Source organism: Cupriavidus taiwanensis, assembly GCF_900250115.1.
GTDB lineage: Bacteria > Pseudomonadota > Gammaproteobacteria > Burkholderiales > Burkholderiaceae > Cupriavidus > Cupriavidus taiwanensis_B.
Window position 1 is genome coordinate 711,134 of sequence record NZ_LT984803.1, and the last position, 23,963, is coordinate 735,096.

Genomic DNA, 23,963 nt, shown 5'->3' on the forward strand with positions numbered 1-23,963 from the left:
AAAACAGCGGAAGTTCGCTGCAATTGCCCGTCAATCCTGCGCTAACAAGGCGCTAACGGGTGCGAACACGGCGGAACTGGCCCGATTCCGGCCCTCGCGCGGCTGGCGCCGGCGGCACGGTTTCGGTACCATCTGCGCTGGATTTTAATGGAGAGTGGCCAGAGCCTGTTATGGAATACAAGACTTGGATGTGCCTGATCTGCGGCTGGATCTACGACGAAGCCGCAGGCGCGCCGGAAGACGGCATCGCCCCCGGCACCCGCTGGGAAGACGTGCCGATCAACTGGACCTGCCCGGAATGCGGCGCGCGCAAGGAAGATTTCGAGATGGTCGCGATCTGAGCGGCCACTACCAGAAGAAAAACGACACGGCAGGCGCGCCCGTCGCGCCGATGCGACAGAACGCCGCCAGGGGCTGGCCGCACCGGATTGACGGCCCCCCGGCGTCTTGTCACACTCTGTTGCAAAAATAACTGGCCGTCCCTCCGCCCGCGGTGGGAGGACGGCGGGCAGATGCGGGGATCACGCATCGCCGCTGCCGGGCTCAGCCCGGCCTTGGAAGGGAAATAACAAGAATTTTCGGGGGTCCGTCGGGGCGCGCATGGGTCGCGCTGCTCCGCACGGGTGTTCTCTGGTGCTTGCCGGCGCTCCACCAGGAGCCGCTGGTCGCGGGAACAACATGCGGGTCGCTCATCTAGAAGAAAACCAGCGGGTCAATACCGCCGGCGCCCATGGTGTGGCGCCTGGCGTTCCTGTTCCGGGCACCGCGCCGGACAACAAGCCGGACGGCACGTCCGGGACCGCTTTGCAGCCGCGCCGCAAGGTGCTGGTCATCGACGATTCCAGCACCATCCGCCGCACCGCCGAAATTTTTCTGGCGCAGGCCGGGTACCAGGTGATGCTGGCCGAGGACGGCTTCGAGGCGCTGGCCAAGGTGGGCGAGCTGCATCCCGACCTGGTCTTCTGCGACATCCTGATGCCCCGGCTGGACGGCTACCAGACCTGTTCGCTGATCAAGAAGAGTCCGCGTTTCCACGCCATCCCCGTGATCATGCTGTCCTCGCGCGACGGCGTGTTCGACCGCTCGCGCGGCCGCCTGGTCGGCGCGCATGACCACCTGGCCAAGCCCTTTACCCGCGACGCGCTGCTGCAGGCGGTGCAGGCCTGCCTGCCATGCCAGCCCGCGGGCGAGGCGTTGCCCGCCTGAAGCGCAGGCGCGCCGTGTACGAATCGAAGGAAAACCTCATGACCGCCATACACAAGATCCTGATCGTCGACGACTCCCCGACCGAAGCCCTGTTCATGTCCGACCTGCTCGGCAAGCGCGGGTTCAAGGTCGCGGTTGCGAGCAACAGCGAGCAGGCCTTCGCCCGCCTGCAGGCCGAAGCCTTCGACCTGATCCTGATGGACGTGGTGATGCCCGGCCAGAACGGCTACCAGGCTACCCGCGCGATCAAGCGCGACGACCGCTTCAAGGACATCCCCGTGATCCTGTGCACCAGCAAGGGCCTGGATACCGACCGCATCTGGGGCATGCGCCAGGGTGCGTCGGACTATATCGTCAAGCCCGTCGACGGCGAAGAGCTGCTGGGCAAGATCGCCGCGCTGGCGCACTGAGCCGCCCGCGCCGGCCGCACGGCAAGCCACTGCCACCTGTTCCGGGGACCGCCATGAACGCGCCACGCCAAGACCTCCGCGCCCGCCACACCCGCCTGCAGGACTACCAGGCCATGCTGGCCCGGCGCCTGCGCGAGGCGCGCAGCCTGCCGGCCGCCGACAGCTACCTGGCGCTGCAGGTGGGCGCGCGCCACTGGCTGCTGCCGCTGGCCGATGCCGGCGAGGTGCTGGACCTGCGCCAGCCCAGCCCGGTGCCGCTGACGCAGCCGTGGTACAGCGGCCTGGTCAACGCGCGCGGCAGCCTGCTCGGGGTGATCGATTTCAGCCTGTTCTGCGGCGGCGCGCCGACGCTCTTGCAGCCGGGCAGCAAGATCGTGGTGCTGTCGCGCGACGCCGAACGCGCGTGCGCGATCCTGGCCACGCGCGTGGCCGGCCTGCGCCATGCGGCGGACCTGGGTTTGCCGCACGGCGACGCCGCCGGCTCCGATCCGGCGCCGGCGTGGGAAGGGCAGCGCTATGCCGACCGCGAGGGGCGCGACTGGCAGGTGCTGGACGTGCGCGCGCTGCTGGATGCGCCCGCCTTCCTGCAGGCGGGCCGGGCCGCCGCCTGACGCGCGGCTGGTCACGCCAGGCACGGACAATGACGGCGCGCAGGCCATCGCCTGCCGCACCCGGCACGAGCCGCCGGGGATGACAACGATAAAACGGAAGAGGGTGCCATGGGTTTCAAGAATTTCAGCCTGGGCCGGCGCACGCCGGCAGCCGACGCTGCCACCAGCCTCGCCAGTGGTCCGGGCGATTTGGACGGTTCAGGCAGGGCCTATGCCGGGGGACCCGAACCCGCGCCCGTGCCGCCCGCGCCGCCCGGTGCCGGGGGGCTGGGTGCGACCCCGCTGGAGCACCTCGGGCGCTGGCTCGGCCGCATGCCGTTCGCTTCGCAGCAGCGGCTGCTGACCGTGGGCGTGGTGGTGTCGCTGGTGGCGCTGCTGGGCTCGGTGTACCTGGATAACCGCATCGCCAACAATGCCGCCGCGCAGATCGAAGTGGCCGGCGACATGCTGATGCACTCGCAGCGCCTGGGCAAGGCGGTGCCGGTCGCGCTGCTGGGCAATGCGCAGGCCTTTACCCAGCTGCGCCAGTCCCGGGACGCGCTCGCTGGCGACCTGAAGGCGCTGCAGCAGGGCAGCGACGAAAAGCGCGTGCGCGCCACCACCGGCGCGGCCGAGCCGCTGCTGCAGACCGCGATGCAGTCCTGGCAGCGCTCCGAGAAAAGCGCCGCTGACGTGCTGGCGCAGCAGCCGGTGCTGACCACCATCGGCCAGACCCTGCAGATCTTCAACGCCTCCAACCCCGAGCTGCTCGAAGCCGCCGAACAGGTGGCGGCGATCAAGCTGCAGTCCGGCGCCAATGCGCGCGAGGTGGCGGCCTCGGCGCAGCTGGTGATGCTGACCCAGCGCCTGGGCAAGAACCTGAACGAGTTCCTGGCCGGCGAAGGCGTCAACCCCGAGACCGCGTTCCTGCTGGGCAAGGACACCAACACCTTCCGCGAGACCCTGGACGGCCTGCTCAACGGCAGCGAGGCGCTGCGGCTGTCCGCCGCCGCCGACGAGGAAACGCGCGGCTACCTGCAGCAGCTGTCGCAGCGCTTCGAGGCGGTGCAGAAGACCACCCACACCATCCTGCAGAACCTGCCCGGGCTGATCGCCGCCAAGCGCGCGCAGCAGCAGATTTTCAATGACAACGAGGCGCTGCGCGCCGAACTCTCGGCGCTGCAGCGCGCCTACGCGGAGTCGGCGCGGAGCCGCCCGCTGACGCTGGGCGCGACCGTGGTGTCGGCGGCGCTGACGCTGCTGTGCCTGGTCGGCCTGGCGGCGCTGTACCTGCGCGATTCGCGCATGCGCGCGCTCGAAGCCGAGGCGCGCGAGCGCGAGGCCGAGGCCCGCCGGCTCGACGAAAAGCGCAACAACGACAACACCCAGAAGGCGATCCTGCAGCTGATGAACGAGCTGCAGGACATCGCCGACGGTGACCTGACGCGCCAGGCCACCGTGACCGAGGACATCACCGGCGCGATCGCCGACTCGGTCAACTACACCGTGGAAGAACTGCGCGAGCTGGTCGGCCGGGTGCAGCAGACCGCGGGCGAGGTGACGCAGGCCTCGGGGCAGGTGCAGGCCACCTCGACCCAGCTGGTGTCGACCACCGAAGAGCAGTCGCGCCAGATTCGCCAGACCGGCGAGTCGGTGGTGGAGATGGCCGACCGCATCACCCAGGTGTCGCGCGGCGCGGCCGAGTCCGCCAACGTCGCGCGCGCTTCGCTGTCGGCCGCGGAGCAGGGCCAGCAGGCGGTGCAGAACGCCATTGCCGGCATGAACGGCATCCGCGAGCAGATCCAGGAAACCTCCAAGCGGATCAAGCGGCTGGGCGAGTCGTCGCAGGAGATCGGCGAAATCGTCGAGCTGATCTCGGACATTACCGAGCAGACCAACGTGCTGGCGCTCAACGCCGCGATCCAGGCGGCGTCGGCGGGCGAGGCCGGGCGCGGCTTCTCGGTGGTGGCCGAAGAAGTGCAGCGGCTGGCCGAACGCTCCGGCGAGGCGACCAAGCAGATCGGCGCGCTGATCCGCACCATCCAGACCGATACCCAGGACGCGGTGCACGCGATGGAGCGCAGCACCCAGGGGGTGGTCGAAGGCGCGCGGCTGTCGGACCACGCCGGTGCCGCGCTGGTCGAGATCGGGCGCGTGTCGCGCCAGCTCGCTGAGCTGATCGAGCAGATTTCCCAGTCCACCTCGCACGAGGCCGACCTGGCCACCACCGTGGCGCGCCATATCGAACGCATCCTGCAGGTTACCGAGCAGACCACCACCGGCACGCGCCAGACCGCGCAGTCGGTGCGCCAGCTGACGCTGCTGAGCGAGGAGCTGCGCAACTCGGTGTCGCGCTTCAAGATCGCCTGAGTGGCCGGATGACGCCTGCGACCGCTTCCGCGCACCGCAACCCCGCGCCTTATGCCAACTCCGCGCCCGCCGCCCGTTGCGGCGGGCGGCCTGCGGCTGCCGTGCCGGCGCCGCACTGGAAGCCGTCATGTCCCTGAATGTTCCTGTCCCGCGCGACGCGGGCGCAGCCGGTATCCCGGCCGGCCCCGGTGCCCTGCCTGAACCCGAACCCGCACCGTTGCCGGCCGGCGCGCAGCCGTCGCCCGAAGGCGCCGCGCGCGACCTGTCCGGACTGGCGTGGCTGGCGCCCAGCCTGCGCAGCGCGCTGGAAGACGCCGCCGCCGAGCTTGGCCACTATGTCGATGAAGTGCGGCAGGCGCCCGAGGCGCTGGGCGCGCGCGATACCACTTCGCTGCGGCTGGCCGGCCAGCATCTGCACCAGGCTGCCGGCGCGGTGCATATCGTCGGGCTGCGCGGGACCGATCCGTATTGCCAGGCGCTGCGCCGCCTGCTCGACGCCATCGACGCCGGCACCGTTGCCGCCGGCGCCGAGGCGCTGGCGGTATTCCGCGCCGGCGTGCAGGCGCTGGCCGAATATGTCGACGACCTGATGGCCGGTGACGACGAGGCCCCGCTGCGGCTGTTCCAGCCCTATGCCGCGGTGCTCGCACGGCTTGGCGAGGAGCGCGTGCATCCCGCCGACCTGTGGCTCGACGAACTGCAGATGCTGCCCGGCATGCTGCTGCCGCCGCGGGGGCCCGCCGCGGTCGCGCGCGCGCGCCAGCAGTTCGAATCCGCGCTGCTGAAGGCGCTGCGCCTGCCGACGCCGTGCGCCGACGCGGCGCTGCTGCGCGAAGCCTGGCTGCCGCTACACGCGGCGCTGGAAGAACTGCGTGCCAACGAGCAGGAAGCGCGCCGCGCCGCCGACCATCCCGATCGTGGCGTCTGGCACGTGCTCGGGCTGGTGTGCCGCGCGCTGGCGCTGGGCCTGCTGCCGTCGGACCTGCTGGCCAAGCGCTTTGCCGGCCGCGCCAACCTGCTGCTGCGCCAGTACCAGCAGGGCCATGTGCGCGTGCCGCAGGCGCTGCTCAACGACGCGGTGTTCCTGCTGGTCTGCAGCGGGCTGGCCGAGGGCGGCAGCGACGACGCGGCGGCGCTGCGCGCCGAGATCGCGCGCACGCTGGCGGCGTTTCGCCTCGATGCCGCCCATGCGCAGGCAAGGGCCGATTTCCGGCTGCGCTACTACGGCTGGCTCGACCCGATCGACACGCGCAACCTGCAGCAGGCCGCGGCCGGACTGGAGCGCGCCGCCGCCGCCGACCAGGCCGCGTGGGAGCTCGCGCTGGCGGCGCTGGCCGAAGCCGCGCAGCCGCTGGCGCAGCCGCCGCTGCAGCGTTGCCTGGCGCAGGCCGCCATGCCGGGGCGCGAGCGCGGCGCCGGCGATGCCCTCGGCGCCGCCGGCATCGCGCTGTTCCTGTCGCGTGCGCTGGCGCTGCCGTGGCGCGTGCACGGACAGTCCGCCCATCCGGCCGCGGCGCACTTTGCCGCGCAGTGCGACGCGCTGGCCGCGTGCCTGGTGCCCCCTGACGCTGCCGCGCCGGCCTGGCTGGCGCGCATGGTCGACGAGGCGCGCGCCCAGGCGCTGCGCAGCGAAGCCGTGGCGCAACTGCGCGCGCAACTGGACAGCGGCGAGTCCTGGCTCGACAGCTATGACCGCAATGCGGCGCGCGCCGACGGCGCCGCGCACCTGCGCGACGCGCGCCAGGCCTTCGCGGCGCTGGCGGGCACGCTGGCGCAGCTGCAGGCGTCGTCGGCGCTGCCGGGCGCGCTGGCCGGCGAGGCCGCGCAGGCCAGCGCGGCGGTGGAAGCCGTCAAGGGCCGCCTTGCCGACGCGCGCGCGCTGGCCGAGGCCAGCGCGCGCGCGGCGCTGCTGCGTACGGTGGCGGCGGAACTGGGCGTGGTCCATGCGTTTGCCGATGCGCTCGAATTCGGCCGTGCGCGCCACGCCGAGGCCTTGCCGGATGTGGCTGCCGCGGACGACGCGCACGCGCAGCAGGATCCGCTCGACGCGGCGCGCGCCGCCGCCGACGCAGCCCTGCGTGCCGGCGCCGTCGCCGACGCGCCGGCGGTGCAGCGGCTGCGCGCCGCGCTGCAGGCACTGGCCGACCAGGCCGCGATCGACGACGATGCCGCGCTGCGCCGCCAGGCCGCCGACGCCGTCACGCAGTGCAACGCCTGGCTTGCCGGCAGCGACGACGCCGGCGCGCGCCTGGTGATGGCGCTCGCCGCCGTCCCGGCGGAGCCCGCGCCGGTGCCGGCCGGCGCCATCACGCCGGGCGCGCCGGCCACCCCGGCCCTGCCCGCGGCCGGCGACCACGCCGCCATCGATGCCGAGCTGCTCGACATCTTCCTGCACGAGGCCGACGAGGTGCTGGGCGGCATCGCCGGCGATCTCGGCGCCGGTGTCGAGGCGCTGCGCGATGCCGACATGCTCAGCCGGCTGCGGCGCGCGTTCCACACGCTCAAGGGCTCCAGCCGCATGGTCGGCCTGCATCGCTACGGCGAGGCGGCATGGGCGGTGGAGCAGGTGATGAACCTGTGGCTGGCCGAAGCGCGCCAGCCCGCGCCGGCGCTGCTGGCGCTGTTGCGCCGCGCGCATGCCGAGCTGTCGGCGTGGGTGGCGCGGCTGCATGGCGATGCCGCGGCGTGGCACGACATCGCGCCGCTGGTCGCGGCCGCCGAGGCGGTGCGCGATGCCGGCACTGCCGCGGATATCGCGCCGGCCGCGCCTGAAGCCGCTGGCGACGACGCGCCGGACGAGCCTGCGCAGGCAGCCGCACGCGCGGACACCGATACCACCGATGCCGGCGCCCACGCCGACACCGTCACGCCCGACCACAACGTGATTCCCTTCCGGCTGGCCGGCGGCCTGTCGGACGAAGACGATCACTACAAGGTCATCGGCCCGGTGCGTATCGGCCTGGCGCTGTACAACGTCTACCTGCAGGAAGCCGACGGCCTGCTGCGCCAGTTCGCCACCGATATCTCCGAATGGCGGCATGAAGCCCATCCGTGCCCGAGCGAGCTGGCGCTGCGCGTCGCCCACACGCTGCAGGGCAGCGCCTCTACCGTGGGGCTCGAGCCGGTGCGCGAAATCGCCGAGGCGCTGGAAGCGTTGCTGCTGCAGCTGGGCGCGCATCCGGTGGCGATGCATGCGGGCGATTTCCGCCTGCTGGAGCAGGCAGCCGAGCGCATGCGCGGCATGCTGCACCAGTTTGCCGCCGGCATCTGGCCGCAGGCCGATGCCGCGCTGTGCCGCAGCCTGGTCGAGTTCGGCGAGCGCGCACTGCTGCGCCCGCGCGTGGCGGTGCCCGCACCGCCGCCGGCCGATGACGAGATGGCGCAGGTATTCGGCCTGCCGTCCGCGGCACCCGCCACACCCTCCGCACCCGCCGTGCCGCCTGCCGGCGCGCAGGATGCGGTGGTGATCGCGCTGCCGACGTCGCCGCGCGCGCCCGAGGCGCCGGCCGCCGACGCCGGCACCGCCCCTGACCCGGCACTGGTGCAGATCTTCCTGGAAGAGGCGCAGGGCTCGCTGCCCGAACTGGGCAAGCTGTTGCGCGGCTGGGAAGCCGCGCCCGACGACGCGCGCCATGGCGGGCTGGTGCTGCGCGCACTGCATACGCTCAAGGGCAGCGCCCGCATGGCCGGCGCGATGGCGCTGGGGCAGGCCGCGCACGAGATGGAGACGCTGCTCGACAGCACCTTGCGCGGGCCGGGGCAGCAGCCGGTGGCGGCGCAGGTGTTCGCGCGGCTCTATGCCTGGTACGACCGCATCCTCGCGCATGCCGAGGCCTTGCAGGCCGGCCGCCTGCTGCCGGCCGACGATGCCGACGTGGTCAACGGCCTGGCCGATCCCCAGGCGCCGGCCGACGCCGCGGTGCCGCAGCCCGAAGCCGCCGAAGCTCCCGGCGCCTGCGCCGCCGCAGCGCGCGCGCACGACCTGCCCGCGGTGCCGGGGCCGGCCGACGTGATGGTGCCGATGCCGCCGGCCGCACCGCTGGCACCGCTGGCACCGCTGGCAGCGGCGGAGCCGCAGCGCGCGCTGGTGCGCGTGCAGGCGCGCGCGCTCGATACGCTGATCAACGAGGCCGGCGAGGTCGGGGCCACGCGTGCGCGCCTGGACAGCGAGCTCGAGGCGATGCGCGCCTACCTGGGCGAACTGAACGACAACGTCGCGCGCTTGCGCGGCCAGCTGCGCGAGATCGAGATCCAGGCCGAATCGCAGATGGCGTCGCGCATTGCCGATGCGCAGCACAGGCAGGAATTCGATCCGCTCGAGTTCGACCGCTTCACGCGCTTCCAGGAGCTGACGCGGATGATGGCCGAGTCGGTCAACGACGTCGCCACCGTCGAGCAGAACCTGCAGCGCGGCTTCGACCGCGCCGCCGGCGACCTGGCCGCGCAGGCGCGGCTCACGCGCGGGCTGCAGCGCGGGCTGATGCAGGCGCGCATGGTGCAGTTCGACGCGCTGGCCGAGCGGCTCTACCGCGTCGCGCGGCAGGCCGCGGCCGAGACCGGCAAGGAAGTGCGTCTGCTGATCAAGGGCGGCACGGTGGAGATCGACCGCTCGGTGCTGGACCGCATGGCCGGCCCGATCGAGCATCTGATCCGCAACGCAGTGGCGCACGGCATCGAGCCCGCTGCGCAGCGCCGCGCGGCAGGCAAGCCCGCCACCGGCGCGCTCACGCTGGAGGTGCAGCAGGAAGGCAACGAGGTGGTGCTGCATTTCATCGATGACGGCAGCGGGCTGGACCTGGCGCGCATCCGCGCCCGCGCGGTCGAGCGCCGGCTGCTGGCGCCGGACGACGACGCCGGCGAGGCGCGCCTGACCGAGATGATCTTCACCCCCGGCTTTTCCACCGCGCAGACGGTGTCCGAACTGGCCGGCCGCGGCGTCGGCATGGACGTGGTGCGCGCCGAGACCGTGGCGCTGGGCGGCCGTATCACGCTGGCATCGCAGCCGGGGCAGGGCACCACCTTCACCGTGCACCTGCCGCTGACCACGGCCATCACCCAGGTGCTGGTGATCGCGCTGGGCGCGCGCCGCTACGCGGTGCCCAGCGGCATGATCGACCAGGTGCAGCAACTGCGTGCACCGGCGCTGCTGGACGCGTACAACCATGGCCGCCTGGCCGTGGCCGGCGCCGAGGTGCCGTTCTTCTACTTCGGCGCGCTGCTGGAACAGGGCGATGCCGCGCCCGGCGGGCGCAAGTACTCGCCGGTGGTGGTAGTGCGCAGCGGCGCCGAGCGCGTTGCCGTCCACGTCGACGACGTGGTCGGCAACCGCGAAGTGGTGGTCAAGCACATCGGCCCGCACCTCGCGCGGCTGGAGGGGATCGCCGGCGCGACCACGCTTGGGGATGGCGAGATCGTACTGATCTACAACCCGGTGGTGCTGGCGCAGCGCTTCGTGCGCGAGCGTGGCCGGTCACTGCCGCTGGATGTGCCGCTGCCGCAATCGCAGCCCCCCCAGGCAGTGGCCGCGCAACCGGGGGCGGTCGCCGAACTGGCCGGCGACGGCACCGCCGCGCCCGTACCCGGGCTGGCGGCGCAGCCTACCGTGATGGTGGTGGACGATTCGCTGACCGTGCGCAAGGCAGCCCAGCGCCTGCTGGGTCGCGCCGGCTACCACGTGGTGCTGGCGCGCGACGGCGTCGACGCGCTCAAGCAGCTGCAGGACGTGATGCCGGACGCGATGCTGGTCGATATCGAGATGCCGCACATGGACGGCTTCGACCTGACCCGCAACGTGCGCTCCGACACGCGCACCGCGCACCTGCCGCTGGTGATGATCACCTCGCGCACCGCCGACAAGCACCGCCGCTATGCGGAGGAAATCGGCGTCAACGTGTACCTGGGCAAGCCGTATAACGAGGATGAACTGCTGGGGACGCTGCACCGATTGCTGGGCGAGCGCGCGGCGGGAACGGCGGGGTCGGTGGCGCAGATGCTGGGGGATGGGCAGGCGGGGTGAGAGGGGCGCGCGCAATAGCGACAGCCTTCACTTCGTGGATGCGCCCGCCCTCACCCCAACCCTCTCCCGCATGCGGGAGAGGGAGTACCCCACGCGGTCACCCAAGGCACATCCACGATTCCTGCTTCGGCGCCACTACCACCGCATCTGCGCGTTCTTGCTGTTGGTGCTGACCGTCATGCTCTTGGTCCGGCCCTTGTAGGTCGCCCGCACGTTGTACGTGCCCGCAGGCGCCTTCAGCAGGCAGCGCGGCCCGTCAGCGATAAAGCTGGCGACTTCCCTGCCGCCGCGCATCAGCTTGACGTCGACATCCGACAGGTATTCGCCGCGCGTGCCCTGAGTGAACAGCAGGCTCATGTTGTACTTGCGCGCCTGCGATTGCAGCGCGGCCTGCTCGTCCTCGGCCACGCCGCCGCAGATATAGGAGACCGGACCGGCCTGGCGCTGCACCATCGCGTCGCGCGGCGGCGGCGCGGGCGGCGCGCTCAGTGGCGGCCGGGGCTGAGCCGGGGCTGCCACGGGCGGCGCCGCCGGCACTGCCGGCGGCGTGCCGCTGGGCGCGGGCATCGGTGAAGCCGTTGGCGGCGGCGCGGCCGTGGCCGGAGCGGCTATGCCGGGCGCGGGCTCGGGGGCGGGCGGCATGGTGGCCGCCGGCGGTACAGAGGTGGAGGGCGGCATGGTGGCGGCCGGCGGTACGGTCGTGGCGGGCGGCGTGGCGACGCCCGGCGTCGGTGCCATGGTGCCCGGGGTCGGTGCCATGGCGCCGGGCGCCGGGGCCGGTTCAGCAGTCGCGGGCGCGGCCGGGGTTGCCGGCACCGGGTTGGCGTCGACCACGGGTGCCTGCGCATGGCTGGCTGCCGGCACCAGGGCCAGCAGCGCGACCAGGCCGGCGCTGAGCTCGAGCACCAGGCGCTTCACGCGCGAGCGGCGTGCCAGGCGCGCTTCGACGATTTTCAGCGAACGGGTAGGGGCAAACGGAAGCAGTTGCGGCATCGTGGCCTCCTTGGCAAGCTTGGGAATCAGATGCCCGGAGGACCCCGTCGGGATCACTCCGGGTGTCTCTTTTCCATGCTAGGGCCGAGGAATAGGCGACACTGCCGGGCGTGGTCCTACATCGGCGTCAGCCGACGGCGCATTCGGCCGGACAAGCGGCGCGTGATCGACTTCACTTCCGGCTCACCAGCCGCTTCGGCACCGACAGCGTCAGCGCCGCGCCGACCACCAGGCACGCGGCCAGCAGGTACATGCCGGAATCGGTGCTGTGGGTCAGGTCCTTGAGCCAGCCCACCGCGTAAGGGCTGAGAAAGCCGGCGAGGTTGCCCAGCGAGTTGATCAGCGCAATGCCCGCGGCCGCGCCCGTGCCGGCCAGGAATGCCGTGGGCAGGCTCCAGAACAGCGGCAGCGTGGTCAGGATGCCGATCGTCGCCAGCGTCAGCGCCACCATCGCCAGCGTGGTGTCGCCATGCCATTGCACCGACAGTAGCAGCCCCAGCGCGCCGGCCAGCGCCGGCAGCGCGATATGCCAGCGGCGCTCGCCACTGCGGTCGGCGCTGTAGGCCACCAGCACCATGCCGACCACCGCGCAGCCATAGGGGATGGCGGTCAGCAGGCCGATATCGAGCGCGCCCTTGACGCCGGTCTGCTTGATGATGGTCGGCAGCCAGAAGCTGACGCCGTACAGGCCCATCACGAAGCAGAAGTAGATCGCGCTCATCAGCCATACGCGCGGGCTGGCAAACACGGTGCGGATCGGCGGGTCTTCCTTGTGCGCGTTCTCGCTGGCGATATTGCGCTCGAGCAGCGCCTTCTCTTCGGCCGACAGCCATCTGGCGTGGGCGATGCGGTCATCCAGGTAGGCCAGCACCCACAGCCCCACCAGGATCGACGGAATGCCTTCCAGCAGGAACATCCACTGCCAGCCGGCCCAGCCGTTGTGGCCATCGAAGGACTGCATGATCCAGCCTGACAGCGGCCCGCCGATCACGCCGGACAGAGCGATCGCGGTCATGAAGAAGGTGGTGGTGCGGCCGCGCCGGTTGGCCGGGTACCAGTAGGTCAGGTACAGGATGATGCCGGGGAAGAAACCGGCCTCGGCAATGCCGAGCAGGAAGCGCAGCACGTAGAACATGGTCGGCGTGGTGACGAACATCATCGCCGCCGAGATCGCGCCCCAGGTGATCATGATGCGCGCGATCCAGATGCGCGCGCCCACCTTGTGCAGGATCACGTTGCTCGGCACCTCGAACAGGAAGTAGCCGATGAAGAAGATGCCGGCGCCCAGGCCGTAGACGGTCTCGCTGAACTTCAGGTCGTTCAGCATCTGCAGCTTGGCGAAGCCCACGTTGACGCGGTCCAGGTAGGCCACCACGTAGCACAGCAGCAGGAAGGGCACCAGGCGCCAGCTGACCTTGCGGTAGGTGGCGTCTTCAAAGGCGGCGTCGCTGACGCCCGGGTTCACTGCGGTCGTTGTCATGCTGTCTCCTGAGGAAATGCGTTTCTGTATGACGCGTTCTTACAGCTACCGTACGACTGAGCAAGCAGAAAGAAGAAAGCGGCCCGGCTTCAGACGCAGCGGCCGCCGTCGACTTCGATGCAGGTGCCGGTGATGAAGGCGGCCTCGTCCGAGGCCAGGTACAGGCAGGCGTTGGCCACGTCCTGCGGCGTCGACATGCGCCCCATCGGGATGGTGGCGAGGAACCTGGCGCGGTTCTCGGGCGTGTCGGGCATGCCCATGAATTCCTCGAGCAGCGCAGTGGCGCCGATCACCGGGTTGACGCAGTTGACGCGGATATTGTCCGGGCCCAGCTCCGCGGCCATGGCCTTGCTGGCGGTGATCACCGCGCCCTTGCTGCCGTTGTACCAGACCAGCCCCGGACGCGGCCGGATGCCGGCGGTGGAGGCGATGTTGACGAACACGCCGCCGCCGCGCCGGCGGAAATGCGGGATAAAGGTGCGCGCCGACCAGTAGATGCTCTTGACGTTGACGGCATAGACGCGGTCGAACTCGTCTTCGGTGACTTCCAGGACGGGCTTGTTGCGATGGGTGGTGCCGGCGTTGTTGACCACGATATGCACGTCGCCGAAGGTGGCCAGCGCGGCCTCGCGCATGGCCTCGGTGTCGGCTTCGCGCGAGACATCGGCGCGCACTGCGCGGGCGCGCCCGCCGGCGTCGCGGATCGCCGCGGCGACACGCTCGGCCGCATCCTCGCGCAGGTCGGCCACCACCACGTTGGCACCCTCGCGCGCAAAGGTGTGGGCAATGCCTTCGCCGAAGCCGGAACCGCCGCCGGTGACGATCGCTACCTTGTTGGCCAGTCTCATGCTTGTCTCCTTGGGTAGTTTGTCTTGGTGATCGCTGAAAGAGTTTTGATGCTCGCTTGCTTGCTCCCCTCTCCCGCTTGCGGGAGAGGGGCCGGGGGTGAGGGCAGGCGCTGGCATACCGACGCGCTTTACTTCGTGGATGCTCCGGCCCTCACCCCCACCCCTCTCCCACGGCGCGGGAGAGGGGAGCGTCCACGACGGGTGGCAGATCTATTCAGGCCTCGTCAGCCAGCCTGCGCGGGAGGACTTCGTCAATGCGAAAACGGCCCGCGCCCCCTCAAGGCATTCGCCACCATCATCAGCGCGAGCAAAAACGGCAGCGCCACGTACAGGCACCAGTGCACGCGGTCGCCGACCACGTCGCCCCACTTGCGCTTGAACACCTGCAGCCGCGGCATGCCGGAAGGATTGGTGGCGCGCTTGTTGCGGACATGCCAGGCCATCCAGAAAAAGAAGATGGCGAAGGCGACGGACAGGAAATTGATGTTACCCATGTTGAATGGCGATGGTTTTCAGGGTGGTGAATCCGTACAGGGCCTCGAAGCCCTTTTCGCGGCCGTAGCCGGACTGGCCGCTGCCGCCGAAGGGCAGCTCCACGCCGCCCCCGGCGCCGTAGTTGTTGATAAAGACCTGGCCCGCGCGCAGCTTGTGCGCGAGCCGCAGCTGGCGCCCGCCGTCGCGCGTCCAGACCCCGGCGACCAGCCCGTAGGGCGTGCCGTTGGCGAGTGCGATGGCTTCGGCCTCGGTGTCGAACGGCATCGCGGCCAGCAGCGGGCCGAACACCTCTTCCTGTGCCAGCCGGTGCGCGGGCGGCACGTCGCGGAACAGCATCGGCACCTGGTAGTAGCCGGCCTCGGGCGCCTCGGCCACGATCTGGCCCTGCGCCATCACCGCCACGCCGGCGTGCTGCGCGTCCGAGACAAAGTCCCACACGCGCTGCTGCTGCTTGCGGCTGATCAGCGGGCCGCATTCCAGGTCCAGCTCGGACGGGCCCACGCGCAGCGATTCGAACACCGACGCCAGCCGGTCCAGCAGCAGGTCATAGACCGGGCGCTCCACCAGCAGGCGGCTGCCGGCCGAGCAGGTCTGGCCGGCGTTCTGCACGATGCCGTTGACCACCACCGGCACCAGCGCGTCGAGGTCGGCATCGGCAAACACGATCTGCGGCGACTTGCCGCCGAGCTCAAGCGTGACCGGCACGTGGTTCTCGGCGGCAAGCTGCGACACCAGCTTGCCGGTCTGCGGCGAGCCGGTGAACGAAATATGGTTGATGCCGGGATGGCGTGCCAGCGCGGCGCCGGCCTCGTGGCCGTAGCCGGTGATGAGATTGAGCGCGCCTTCGGGCAGGCCGGCCTCGGCGGCGATCTCGGCCACGCGCAGCAGCGACAGGCAGGCGTCCTCGGCCGGCTTGACCACGCAGGCGTTGCCGGCGGCCAGCGCCGCGCCCACGCTGCGCCCGAAGATCTGCAGCGGGTAGTTCCACGGAATGATGTGGCCGGTCACGCCGTGGGGCTCGCGCACCGTCAGCACGGTGTAGCCGGGGTTGTAGGGGATGGTCTGGCCGTGCAGCTTGTCGACCGCGCCGGCGTAGAACTCGAAATAGCGCGCCACCGCGCGGGCGTCGGCGCGCGCCTGGCGCAGCGGCTTGCCGGTGTCGCGGGCCTCGAGCGCGGCCAGTTCCTCTTCATGGGCGATCAGCGCCACGGCGACGCGGTTGAGCAGGCGCACCCGCTCGGCCGGCGCCATCTGGCCCCAGGCGCCGTCGGCGGCCTGGCGTGCCGCATGGACGGCGACGTTGATATCGGTGCCGTTGCCGCGTGCAATCTCGGCGAAGGGCTCGCCGTTGGAGGGATCGAAGACCTTGATGCGCAGGCCGTTGTCGGGCGCGATCAGGCGGTTGGCGACGAAGTGCTGGGCGTGCATGGGTGGCTCCGGGGCAGCATAAGGGCTGCGGCTATTCAGTGTCGGCTGAAGAATGCGCCATTATCGCCGACGCCGGCATCGCTGCAACGCGTTGCAGCGGGCCGGGCAAGTCGGACCGGGCGACCGCCTGTCAGCAACCGGTCAGGCGCGAGCCGCTATAATGCCCGCCATCCGACAACACAGCGCAGGCATCTGGAGAACCGCATGAGCTTCAACCTCGTATCCCCGGGCAAGGACATTCCCAACGATTTCAACGTCATCATCGAGATCTCGGCCCAGAGCGATCCGGTGAAGTACGAGGCCGACAAGGAAACCGGCCTGCTGTTCGTCGACCGCTTCATCGGCACCGGCATGCGCTATCCGGCCAACTACGGCTACATCCCGCAGACCCTGTCGGGCGACGGCGACCCGGTGGACGTGCTGGTGCTGTCGCCGTTCCCGATCCTGGCCGGCGCGGTGGTGCGCTGCCGCGCACTCGGCATGCTGAAGATGACCGACGAGTCCGGCGTCGACGCCAAGCTGGTAGCCGTGCCGGTCGACAAGCTGTCGCCTGCCACCGCCTACATGAAGGGCCTGTCCGACGTGCCGCAAAACCTGCTGGACCAGATCAAGCACTTCTTTGAGCACTACAAGGCACTGGAAGCCGGCAAGTGGGTCAAGGTCGAAGGCTGGGCCGGCATCGAGGAAGCCCACAAGGAAATCACCGACGGCGTTGCCAACTACAAGAAGTAAGCTGAACCGTCGCTGAACCAGCCCGCTGCAGCCCCGCTTAGGCGGGGTTTTTTATTGCCGCGCGCTTGATGCGCGTTAGCACCCGGCCAGGTGGCGTGCGCTACGCTGGGCGGGTACTGACCACAGGAGTCCCCATGCATCCCGTCACCGAAATCCGACCACTGCCGCAGACCCTGCCTTCGTCGCGCCGCTATGACCGGCTGGCCGTGTCCTTCCACTGGATCGTGTTCGTGCTGGTGGCGCTGACCTATGCCGCGATCGAGCTGAAGGGCAGCTTCGCCAGAGGCACGCCGCCGCGCGCGCTGGCCATGGCGGTGCACGAATGGGCCGGCGCGCTGGTGCTGGTGCTGGCCGTGCCGCGCCTGCTGTGGCGCCTGCTGCGCGGCGCCCCGGCGCCGGAGCCGGGCGCGCGCTGGATGCAGCTGGCCGGCGCGGCCATGCACTGGGTACTGTATCTGTTTATCCTGGCGCAGCCGCTGCTGGGCCTGCTGGCGATGAATGCCGGTGGCCATCTGCTGTCGCTGCCGGCACTGGGCATCGAAGTGCCGGCGCTGGTCGCGCCCGCCCCGGCGCTCAAGGACAGCGTCAAGGACATCCACGAGACCCTCGGCACCGCGTTCTACCTGGTCATCGGCCTGCACGCGATGGCCTCGCTGTTCCATCACTACATGCTGGGCGACGACACGCTGCGGCGCATGTGGCGCTGAGCGCCGCGCCGCGGCATCAGGCACGCGCGAACGGGTTGCGCTCGCCCAGCTCGTCCAGGTAGGCGTCGATGCCCTGGCGCTCGCGCGCCAGGAAGCGCTCGACGGCATCGGCAAAGGCCGGGTGCGCCAGCCAGTGGGCCGAGCGCGTGGCCACCGGCAGGAAGCCGCGCGCCATCTTGTGCTCGCCCTGCGCGCCGCCCTCGAAGGTGCCGATGCCGTGTTCGATGCAGAACTCGAGCGGCTGGTAGTAAGCGGTCTCGAAATGCAGGCAGGGGTGGTATTCCAGCGCGCCCCAGTAGCGCCCGTAGAGCGTGCTGACCGCAGGCGCCGCGTCATAGACCAGCAGCGAGCTGGCAATGGGCTGGCCGGCGCGCTCGGCGATCACCAGCAGCAGGTGCTGCGGCATGGCGGCACCGATGCGGCGGAAGAAGTCCAGGTTCAGGTAGGGCGTGGAATGGTGCTCGTGGTAGGTCTGGCGATAGCAGCGGTTGAAGAACTTCCAGGCCTCGTCGTCGATCTCCGCGCCGCGCAGGCGGCGGAAGGTGATGCCGGCCTCGGCCACGTGCCGGCGCTCGGCGCGGATGTTCTTGCGCTTCTTCTGCGACAGCGTGGCGAGAAAGTCGTCGAAGCTGCCGTAGCCGTCGTTGGTCCAGTGGAACTGCACGCCGTGCCGCATCAGCATGCCGGCCTGCGCCATCAGCGCGGCCTCGGCCTCGTCCGGAAACAGGATGTGCAGCGACGACATCTGGCTGTCGGCGGCCAGCGCCAGTGCCATCTGCAGCAGCAGCCGGCGCGCCTCGGCATCTTCGGCCAGCAGCCGCGCGCCGCGCACCGGCGTGAACGGGATCGCCGCCAGCCACTTGGGGTAGTACTCGAGGCCGTTGCGGGCATAGGCATCGGCCCAGGCCCAGTCGAAGACATACTCGCCATAGGAGTGCGCCTTGGCGTAGAGCGGCATGGCGGCGGCCAGCCGTTGCGGGCGGCCTGCCGCGGGCGGCGCCCACAAGGTCAGGTAGCGCGGATGCCATCCGGTCTCCGGGCAGGCGCTGCCGCTGGCGTGCAGCGCGTGCAGGAAGGCATGCTTGAGGAAGGGCGTGGCATCGGCGTGGCGGGCCACCAGCGCGTCCCAGGTGGCCGCGTCGACCTGGCCCAGGTCAGACACGATCTCGGTACGGTATTGCGCGGCGGCGGCGCCGGCCTGGTCGCGCGATGCTGGTGCCGGCTGGCCCTGGCCGGGCACGCATGGTTCAGACTGCATTGCACGGTTCCCTCTATGGACCGGTCGAGTCTACCGGAAACCCTGCGCCCCGGCTGAGCGTCGCGGCAGCGGCGGGGCCGGCATCGTAAAATGGAGCATCCTGTTCAATAGTGCTTTCCCAGGCATCCGCGGATGCTGCGGGCGACCCGCACGCTTGCGGCTGGTCCAACGGGCCGCCGCGCCACTCCCAACACCAGGGCCCGATATGAAAAACCTGTTTTTCAACCTGTATTCGCACGGCTTTGCGCGCGTCGCGGTGGGCGTGCCGGTCTGCCGGGTGGCCGACCCGGCCTTCAACGCCAACGAGACGATCGTGCTGGCGACGCAGGCGGCGCAGCGCGGCGCCGTGCTGGTCGCGTTCCCGGAACTGGGGCTGTCGGCTTACACCTGCGACGATCTGTTCCACCAGCGCGCGCTGCTGGATGCCTGCCAGGCGGCGCTGGCGACCATCGTCGAGGCCTCGCGCAAGCTGCCCGCGGCGTTGATCGTGGGCATGCCGCTGCGGGTCGAGCACCAGTTGTTCAACTGCGCCGTAGTGGTGGCGCGCGGGCGCATCCAGGGGGTCGTACCAAAGACCTACCTGCCCAACTACTGGGAGTTCTACGAGGCACGCCAGTTCAGCGCCGCCGACAACGCCGCGGTCGATTCGATCGAATTGCTGGGCCAGCAGGTGCCGTTCGGCGCCGGCCTGCTGTTCGAGCTCGAGGACATCCCCAATTTCCGCTTCCATGCCGAAATCTGCGAGGACGTGTGGGTGCCGATCCCACCGTCGTCGTTCGCGGCGCTGGCCGGGGCCACGGTGCTGGTCAACCTGTCGGCATCGAATATCGTGGTGGGCAAGTCGGGCTACCGGCACCAGCTGGTGTCGCAGCAATCGGCGCGCTGCCTGGCGGCCTACCTGTACACCTCGGCCGGCAAGGGCGAGTCTTCCACCGACCTGGCCTGGGACGGCCAGGCGCTGATCTGCGAGAACGGCGAACTGCTGGCGGAGTCCGAGCGCTTCGCCGACACCTCGCACCTGCTGTTTGCCGATATCGACGTCGAGCGGCTGTCGCGCGAGCGCATGCACCAGGTCACCTTCGGCCACTCGGTGCGGCGGCACAAGGACGAGGTCGACCGGTTCCGCGTGGTGCGCTTCCCGCTCGACCTGACGCTGGAGAAGTCGCTGCCGCTGGAGCGCAACGTGGCGCGTTTCCCCTACGTGCCGGCCGATCCGCGCCAGCGCGACGAACGCTGCATGGAGGTCTACAACATCCAGGTGCAGGCGCTGGTGCAGCGGCTGTCGGCGAGCAGGATCAGCAAGGTGGTGATCGGCGTCTCGGGCGGGCTCGATTCCACCCACGCGCTGCTGGTCTGCGCCAAGGCGATGGACCGTCTGGGCCTGCCGCGCGCCAATATCCTCGCGTACACCATGCCCGGCTTTGCTACCAGCGGGCGGACGCTGCAGCAGGCGCGCCAGCTGATGCAGGTAGTGGGCTGCACCGCGACCGAGATCGATATCCGGCCGTCGTGCCTGGCGATGCTGAAGGACCTCGGCCATCCCTATGCCGCCGGCGAGAAGGTCTACGACGTGACCTTCGAGAACGTGCAGGCGGGCGAGCGCACCAACCACCTGTTCCGCCTGGCCAACTTCCACCACGCCATCGTGATCGGCACCGGCGACCTGAGCGAACTGGCGCTGGGCTGGTGCACCTACGGCGTGGGCGACCACATGTCGCACTACAACGTCAACGCCAGCGTGCCCAAGACGCTGATCTCGCACCTGGTGCGCTGGGTCGCCGAGACCGGGCAGGTGGGCGAGGGCGGCTCTGACGTGCTGCTGGCGGTGCTCGATACCGACATCAGTCCCGAGCTGATCCCCGGCGACAGCAACCACGGCCCGGAACAGAAGACCGAAAGCACCATCGGCCCGTACGAGCTGCAGGACTTCAACCTCTACTACACGCTGCGCTTCGGTTTTGCTCCATCCAAGATCGCCTTCCTGGCGCAGCATGCCTGGTGCGACCGCGAGCGCGGCATCTGGCCCAACGGCCCGCACGTGGTGCGCAACCAGTACGGCCTGCCCGACATCAAGCGCAACCTGGCAATTTTCCTGGACCGCTTCTTCCGCACCAGCCAGTTCAAGCGCTCGTGCGTGCCGAATGCGCCCAAGGTGGGATCGGGCGGCTCGCTGTCGCCGCGCGGCGACTGGCGCGCGCCCAGCGACTCGGAGTCGGTGGTGTGGCTGGCGGATCTGGAGAAGGTGCCGGATTGAGCGCCGGGCCCGCTGGACGTGGCCCTGTAGTGGCGCTTTGTACACAGGTTTTCCAGGGACTGCCCACAGAGTTATCCACAGGCGCGGACGGCGCCGGATGCGCGTCAGCCCACGCAGTCGCCGCCCCGGCCTGGGCGCGGGCGGAAATGCAAGCGTCCAAGGGCTGTTAAAATGCCCTCCGGAGAGCGCCGCGTCCGCGGCGATGCGCCGCCGGGCGCGTGAACAAACGATAAACAGGGGCCAGTCATGAAGCAGATTACCGCCATCATCAAACCGTTCAAGCTCGACGAGGTGCGTGAAGCCCTGGCTGACGTCGGCGTGACCGGGCTGACGGTGACCGAAGTAAAGGGATTTGGCCGCCAGAAAGGGCATACCGAGCTGTACCGCGGTGCCGAGTACGTGGTCGACTTCCTGCCCAAGATCAAGATCGAGGTGGTGGTGGCCGAGAACCAGCTGGACACCGTGCTCGATGCCATCGTCAAGGCCGCCCATACCGGCAAGATCGGCGACGGCAAGATCTTCGTCACCGAGATCGAGCGCGTGATCCGCATCCGCACCGGCGAGCAGGACGAAGCCGCGGTCTGAGCCACCGGCCGGAGCGGCCAGTGCAGCAACACGCCGCCTTGCAGGGCGGCGTTTTCATTGGTGCGGCCGCTGCAGGCGCCGCTCAGCTGGGCAGCTTCCAGCCGTAGCGCACCGACGCCAGGCGCATGGCGATGATCGCCAGCGCGCCGGTCAGCAGCGCCGCCTCCTGCTGCACCTCGACCCAGGTCAGGCCGATATAGATCCAGCAGCCGACGAAGGAGCAGGTGGCATAAGGCGAGCGGTCGCGCAGGATCATCGGCACTTCATTGCACAGCACGTCGCGCACCACGCCGCCGAACACGGCCGAGATGATCCCCATCATCACCGCCACGGTCGGCGTCATCTGCGCCACCAGCGCCAGCGAGGCGCCGGTCACCGAGAACAGCCCCAGCCCGATCGCGTCGGCGACGATCATGGCCCGGTCCGATGCCACGCGGCTGACCACGCGCAGCACGAACGACGCGCCGAACGACATCACGAAGATCAGCAGCACATAGCCTTCGTGGTCGACCCAGTAAAACGGGCGCCGGTCCAGCAGCACGTCGCGCACGGTGCCGCCGCCGAAGGCGGTGGCAAAGGCCACCACGAAGGTGCCGACCACGTCCAGGCGCTGCTTGCGCGCATCGACCACCCCCGAGACCGCGAAGGCGAGCACGCCGATCACCTCCATGATGTGGAGGATCAGGGGCAGGCGCCCCATCAGCAACTCGAGCGGAACGTGCATCCGGGCGCGGCGTCAGGCGCGCGGCTGGCGCAGCAGCACCATCAGCGCGCCGGCGCCGCCTTCGGCCTCGCGCGCCTGCACGAAGGCCAGCACTTCCTCCTTCTGCACCAGCCAGCTGCGCACCTTGCCCTTGAGCACCGGCAGCTTGTCGGGCGAGCCCAGGCCCTTGCCGTGGATCACGCGCACGCAGCGCACGCCGTTGCGCACCGAGCGGCGCAGGAACTCGGCCAGCGCCTCGCGCGCCTCGTCGCTGCGCAGGCCGTGCAGGTCGACCTTGTCCTGCGGCACCCATTCCCCGCGGCGCAGCTTGCGCACCACGTCCATGCCGATGCCGGGCCGGCGGAATGACAGCGTCTCGTCGGTTTCGAGCAGGCTTTCGACATCGAACTCGTCGGACAGCGACGCCTGCAGCACCGCCTGGTCGTTGCGCTGCGACTGCACCGGCACAGGCGCGGGCTTGCTGGGAGGATGGTGGGCGCGGTTGCGGTCGCGCAGCTGGCTGACCTGGCCCACGCTGGCGCGGAACACATCCGCTTCGGCGCGGGCACGCTCGGCCGCCTGCTCGGCGGCGAGGCGCTCGGCTTCGCGACGCTCGGTATCGGCCTTGAGAGTGTCGCGCAGCCTGGCAAGGTCGTTCAGGCCGAGGCGTTGGGGCGGTCGGTCGGGTTTGCGGGCGCCGTGCGTCATTGAAAAAATCTCCGGAGGCTCGGCGCCGATTATATCGACTGGCGCGGCCGCGGGCGGGGCCCGCGCCCGTGCGCGCGCCGGCGGCGGTGATGGCTGCCGGCGCAGAGAGGTGCTTGCGAGGAGGGCTTACTTCAAGGCTTCGACGAAGCGTTGCGCGTCCAGCGCGGCCATGCAGCCGGTGCCGGCGCTGGTGATGGCCTGGCGGTAGACATGGTCCTGCACGTCGCCCGCGGCGAACACGCCGGGCACGCTGGTGGCGGTGGCATCGCCCTGCAGGCCCGACTTGGTCACCAGGTAGCCGTTCTCCATGGCCAGCTGGCCGGTGAACAGGTCGGTGTTGGGCTTGTGGCCGATGGCGATGAACACGCCGGCCAGCTTCAGGTCTTCGGTCTGGCCGGTCTTGGTGCCGCGCACGCGGATGCCGGTCACGCCGGAGTCGTCACCCAGCACTTCGTCCAGCACGCTGTCGTAGCGGATCACCACGCGGCCTTCCTTTTCACGTTGCAGCAGGCGGTCGACCAGGATCGGCTCGGCGCGGAAGCTGTCGCGGCGGTGGATCACGGTGACCTTGCTGGCGATATGCGACAGGTACAGCGCTTCTTCGACGGCGGTATTGCCGCCGCCGACCACGGCCACTTCCTGGTTCTTGTAGAAGAAGCCGTCGCAGGTGGCGCACGCCGACACGCCGCGGCCCATGAACGATTCTTCCGACGGCAGGCCCAGATACTGGGCCGAGGCGCCGGTGGCGATGATCAGCGCGTCACAGGTGTACTCGCCGGCGTCGCCGATCAGCGTGAACGGGCGGGCCGGCTGGCCGTGTTCGTCGACCAGCTTCGCGGTATGGATGTGATCGAAGATGATTTCGGTCTTGAATTCCTCGGCATGCGCCAGCAGGCGCTGCATCAGCTCGGGGCCCTGCACGCCCTTGGCATCGCCCGGCCAGTTCTCGACGTCGGTGGTGGTCATCAGCTGGCCGCCCTGGGCCAGGCCGGTGATCAGCACCGGTTCCAGGTTGGCGCGGGCCGCGTAGACCGCGGCGGTGTAGCCGGCGGGACCGGAACCGAGAATCAGCACTTTTGCGTGTTTTGCCATGATGCGTTCCTGTGGCCGGTGCGGCATCGTGCCCACCGGCATTGCTCGAAAGCGACATTATAAGAGGAGCCGCATTTGCTCACTGTTG

Annotated in this window: 19 protein-coding genes; 10 read left to right on the forward strand and 9 right to left on the reverse strand. The window is 70.1% G+C overall.

Annotated features, from left to right (window positions below):
• Positions 1-170: 170 nt before the first annotated feature.
• The 6 genes from CBM2586_RS03375 (at position 171) to CBM2586_RS03400 (ending at position 10,592) form a co-directional block, all read left to right on the forward strand.
• On the forward strand, positions 171-341 hold the full coding sequence (locus CBM2586_RS03375; protein ID WP_010813017.1) for a rubredoxin: 171 nt from the start codon (positions 171-173) through the stop codon (positions 339-341).
• A 337-nt stretch (positions 342-678) separates the two neighbouring features.
• Entirely contained in the window at positions 679-1,206 is a 528-nt protein-coding gene (locus tag CBM2586_RS03380) for a response regulator (RefSeq protein WP_115662828.1), read from the forward strand.
• 38 nt (positions 1,207-1,244) lie between these two features.
• Positions 1,245-1,616 carry a response regulator gene (locus CBM2586_RS03385; RefSeq protein ID WP_115662827.1) on the forward strand — a complete coding sequence of 124 codons (372 nt, stop codon included), beginning with the start codon at positions 1,245-1,247 and terminating at the stop codon, positions 1,614-1,616.
• 53 nt (positions 1,617-1,669) lie between these two features.
• Positions 1,670-2,227: a chemotaxis protein CheW gene (locus CBM2586_RS03390; protein ID WP_115686806.1), complete on the forward strand. Its 558-nt coding sequence runs from the start codon at positions 1,670-1,672 to the stop codon at positions 2,225-2,227.
• 108 nt (positions 2,228-2,335) lie between these two features.
• Positions 2,336-4,576: a methyl-accepting chemotaxis protein gene (locus tag CBM2586_RS03395; protein ID WP_115662825.1), complete on the forward strand. Its 2,241-nt coding sequence runs from the start codon at positions 2,336-2,338 to the stop codon at positions 4,574-4,576.
• 127 nt (positions 4,577-4,703) lie between these two features.
• Entirely contained in the window at positions 4,704-10,592 is a 5,889-nt protein-coding gene (locus CBM2586_RS03400; RefSeq protein ID WP_115686807.1) for a hybrid sensor histidine kinase/response regulator, read from the forward strand.
• Positions 10,593-10,727: 135 nt separating this feature from the next.
• On the opposite strand, the gene CBM2586_RS32525 is transcribed toward CBM2586_RS03400, so the two are convergent.
• The 5 genes from CBM2586_RS32525 to CBM2586_RS03425 all read right to left on the reverse strand — a co-directional run bounded on the left by CBM2586_RS32525 (position 10,728) and on the right by CBM2586_RS03425 (position 15,836).
• Positions 10,728-11,159: a hypothetical protein gene (locus CBM2586_RS32525; protein ID WP_373424212.1), complete on the reverse strand. Its 432-nt coding sequence runs from the start codon at positions 11,157-11,159 to the stop codon at positions 10,728-10,730.
• A gap of 598 nt (positions 11,160-11,757) precedes the next feature.
• Positions 11,758-13,065, reverse strand: a complete 1,308-nt coding sequence (locus CBM2586_RS03410; RefSeq protein ID WP_115662822.1) for an MFS transporter — start codon at positions 13,063-13,065, stop codon at positions 11,758-11,760.
• 89 nt (positions 13,066-13,154) lie between these two features.
• On the reverse strand, positions 13,155-13,913 hold the full coding sequence (locus tag CBM2586_RS03415; RefSeq protein ID WP_115662821.1) for an SDR family oxidoreductase: 759 nt from the start codon (positions 13,911-13,913) through the stop codon (positions 13,155-13,157).
• A gap of 251 nt (positions 13,914-14,164) precedes the next feature.
• Positions 14,165-14,407, reverse strand: coding sequence for a hypothetical protein (locus CBM2586_RS03420; RefSeq protein WP_010813008.1), 243 nt, complete (start codon positions 14,405-14,407; stop codon positions 14,165-14,167).
• The gene (locus CBM2586_RS03425) at positions 14,400-15,836 is read right to left on the reverse strand and encodes an aldehyde dehydrogenase family protein (RefSeq protein WP_115686809.1); all 1,437 of its coding nucleotides are present in this window, start codon (positions 15,834-15,836) and stop codon (positions 14,400-14,402) included. Before CBM2586_RS03425 ends, CBM2586_RS03420 begins: the two co-directional genes overlap by 8 nt.
• A 204-nt stretch (positions 15,837-16,040) precedes the next feature.
• Here CBM2586_RS03425 and ppa point away from each other — a divergent pair, with 204 nt between their 5' ends.
• Entirely contained in the window at positions 16,041-16,568 is a 528-nt protein-coding gene (ppa, locus tag CBM2586_RS03430) for an inorganic diphosphatase (RefSeq protein WP_012352043.1), read from the forward strand.
• A gap of 134 nt (positions 16,569-16,702) precedes the next feature.
• Positions 16,703-17,275 carry a cytochrome b gene (locus CBM2586_RS03435; RefSeq protein ID WP_115686810.1) on the forward strand — a complete coding sequence of 191 codons (573 nt, stop codon included), beginning with the start codon at positions 16,703-16,705 and terminating at the stop codon, positions 17,273-17,275.
• 16 nt (positions 17,276-17,291) lie between these two features.
• Here CBM2586_RS03435 and CBM2586_RS03440 read toward each other — a convergent pair whose 3' ends face one another.
• Complete coding sequence (locus CBM2586_RS03440; RefSeq protein WP_115686811.1) at positions 17,292-18,533, reverse strand: GNAT family N-acetyltransferase; 1,242 nt, start codon at positions 18,531-18,533, stop codon at positions 17,292-17,294.
• Positions 18,534-18,738: 205 nt separating this feature from the next.
• Between CBM2586_RS03440 and CBM2586_RS03445 the strand changes: the two genes are divergently transcribed.
• Positions 18,739-20,787 (forward strand): NAD(+) synthase, encoded by a 2,049-nt coding sequence (locus CBM2586_RS03445; RefSeq protein ID WP_115662817.1) that lies wholly within the window; start codon positions 18,739-18,741, stop codon positions 20,785-20,787.
• Between the two features lie 246 nt (positions 20,788-21,033).
• Positions 21,034-21,372 carry a P-II family nitrogen regulator gene (gene glnK, locus CBM2586_RS03450; protein WP_006162803.1) on the forward strand — a complete coding sequence of 113 codons (339 nt, stop codon included), beginning with the start codon at positions 21,034-21,036 and terminating at the stop codon, positions 21,370-21,372.
• Positions 21,373-21,454: 82 nt separating this feature from the next.
• On the opposite strand, the gene CBM2586_RS03455 is transcribed toward glnK, so the two are convergent.
• The 3 genes from CBM2586_RS03455 to trxB form a co-directional block, all read right to left on the reverse strand.
• Positions 21,455-22,096 (reverse strand): trimeric intracellular cation channel family protein, encoded by a 642-nt coding sequence (locus CBM2586_RS03455; protein ID WP_115662816.1) that lies wholly within the window; start codon positions 22,094-22,096, stop codon positions 21,455-21,457.
• A gap of 12 nt (positions 22,097-22,108) precedes the next feature.
• Positions 22,109-22,783 (reverse strand): Smr/MutS family protein, encoded by a 675-nt coding sequence (locus CBM2586_RS03460; RefSeq protein WP_115662815.1) that lies wholly within the window; start codon positions 22,781-22,783, stop codon positions 22,109-22,111.
• Between the two features lie 126 nt (positions 22,784-22,909).
• Complete coding sequence (trxB, locus tag CBM2586_RS03465) at positions 22,910-23,875, reverse strand: thioredoxin-disulfide reductase (RefSeq protein WP_115663816.1); 966 nt, start codon at positions 23,873-23,875, stop codon at positions 22,910-22,912.
• Between the last annotated feature and the right edge of the window lie 88 nt (positions 23,876-23,963).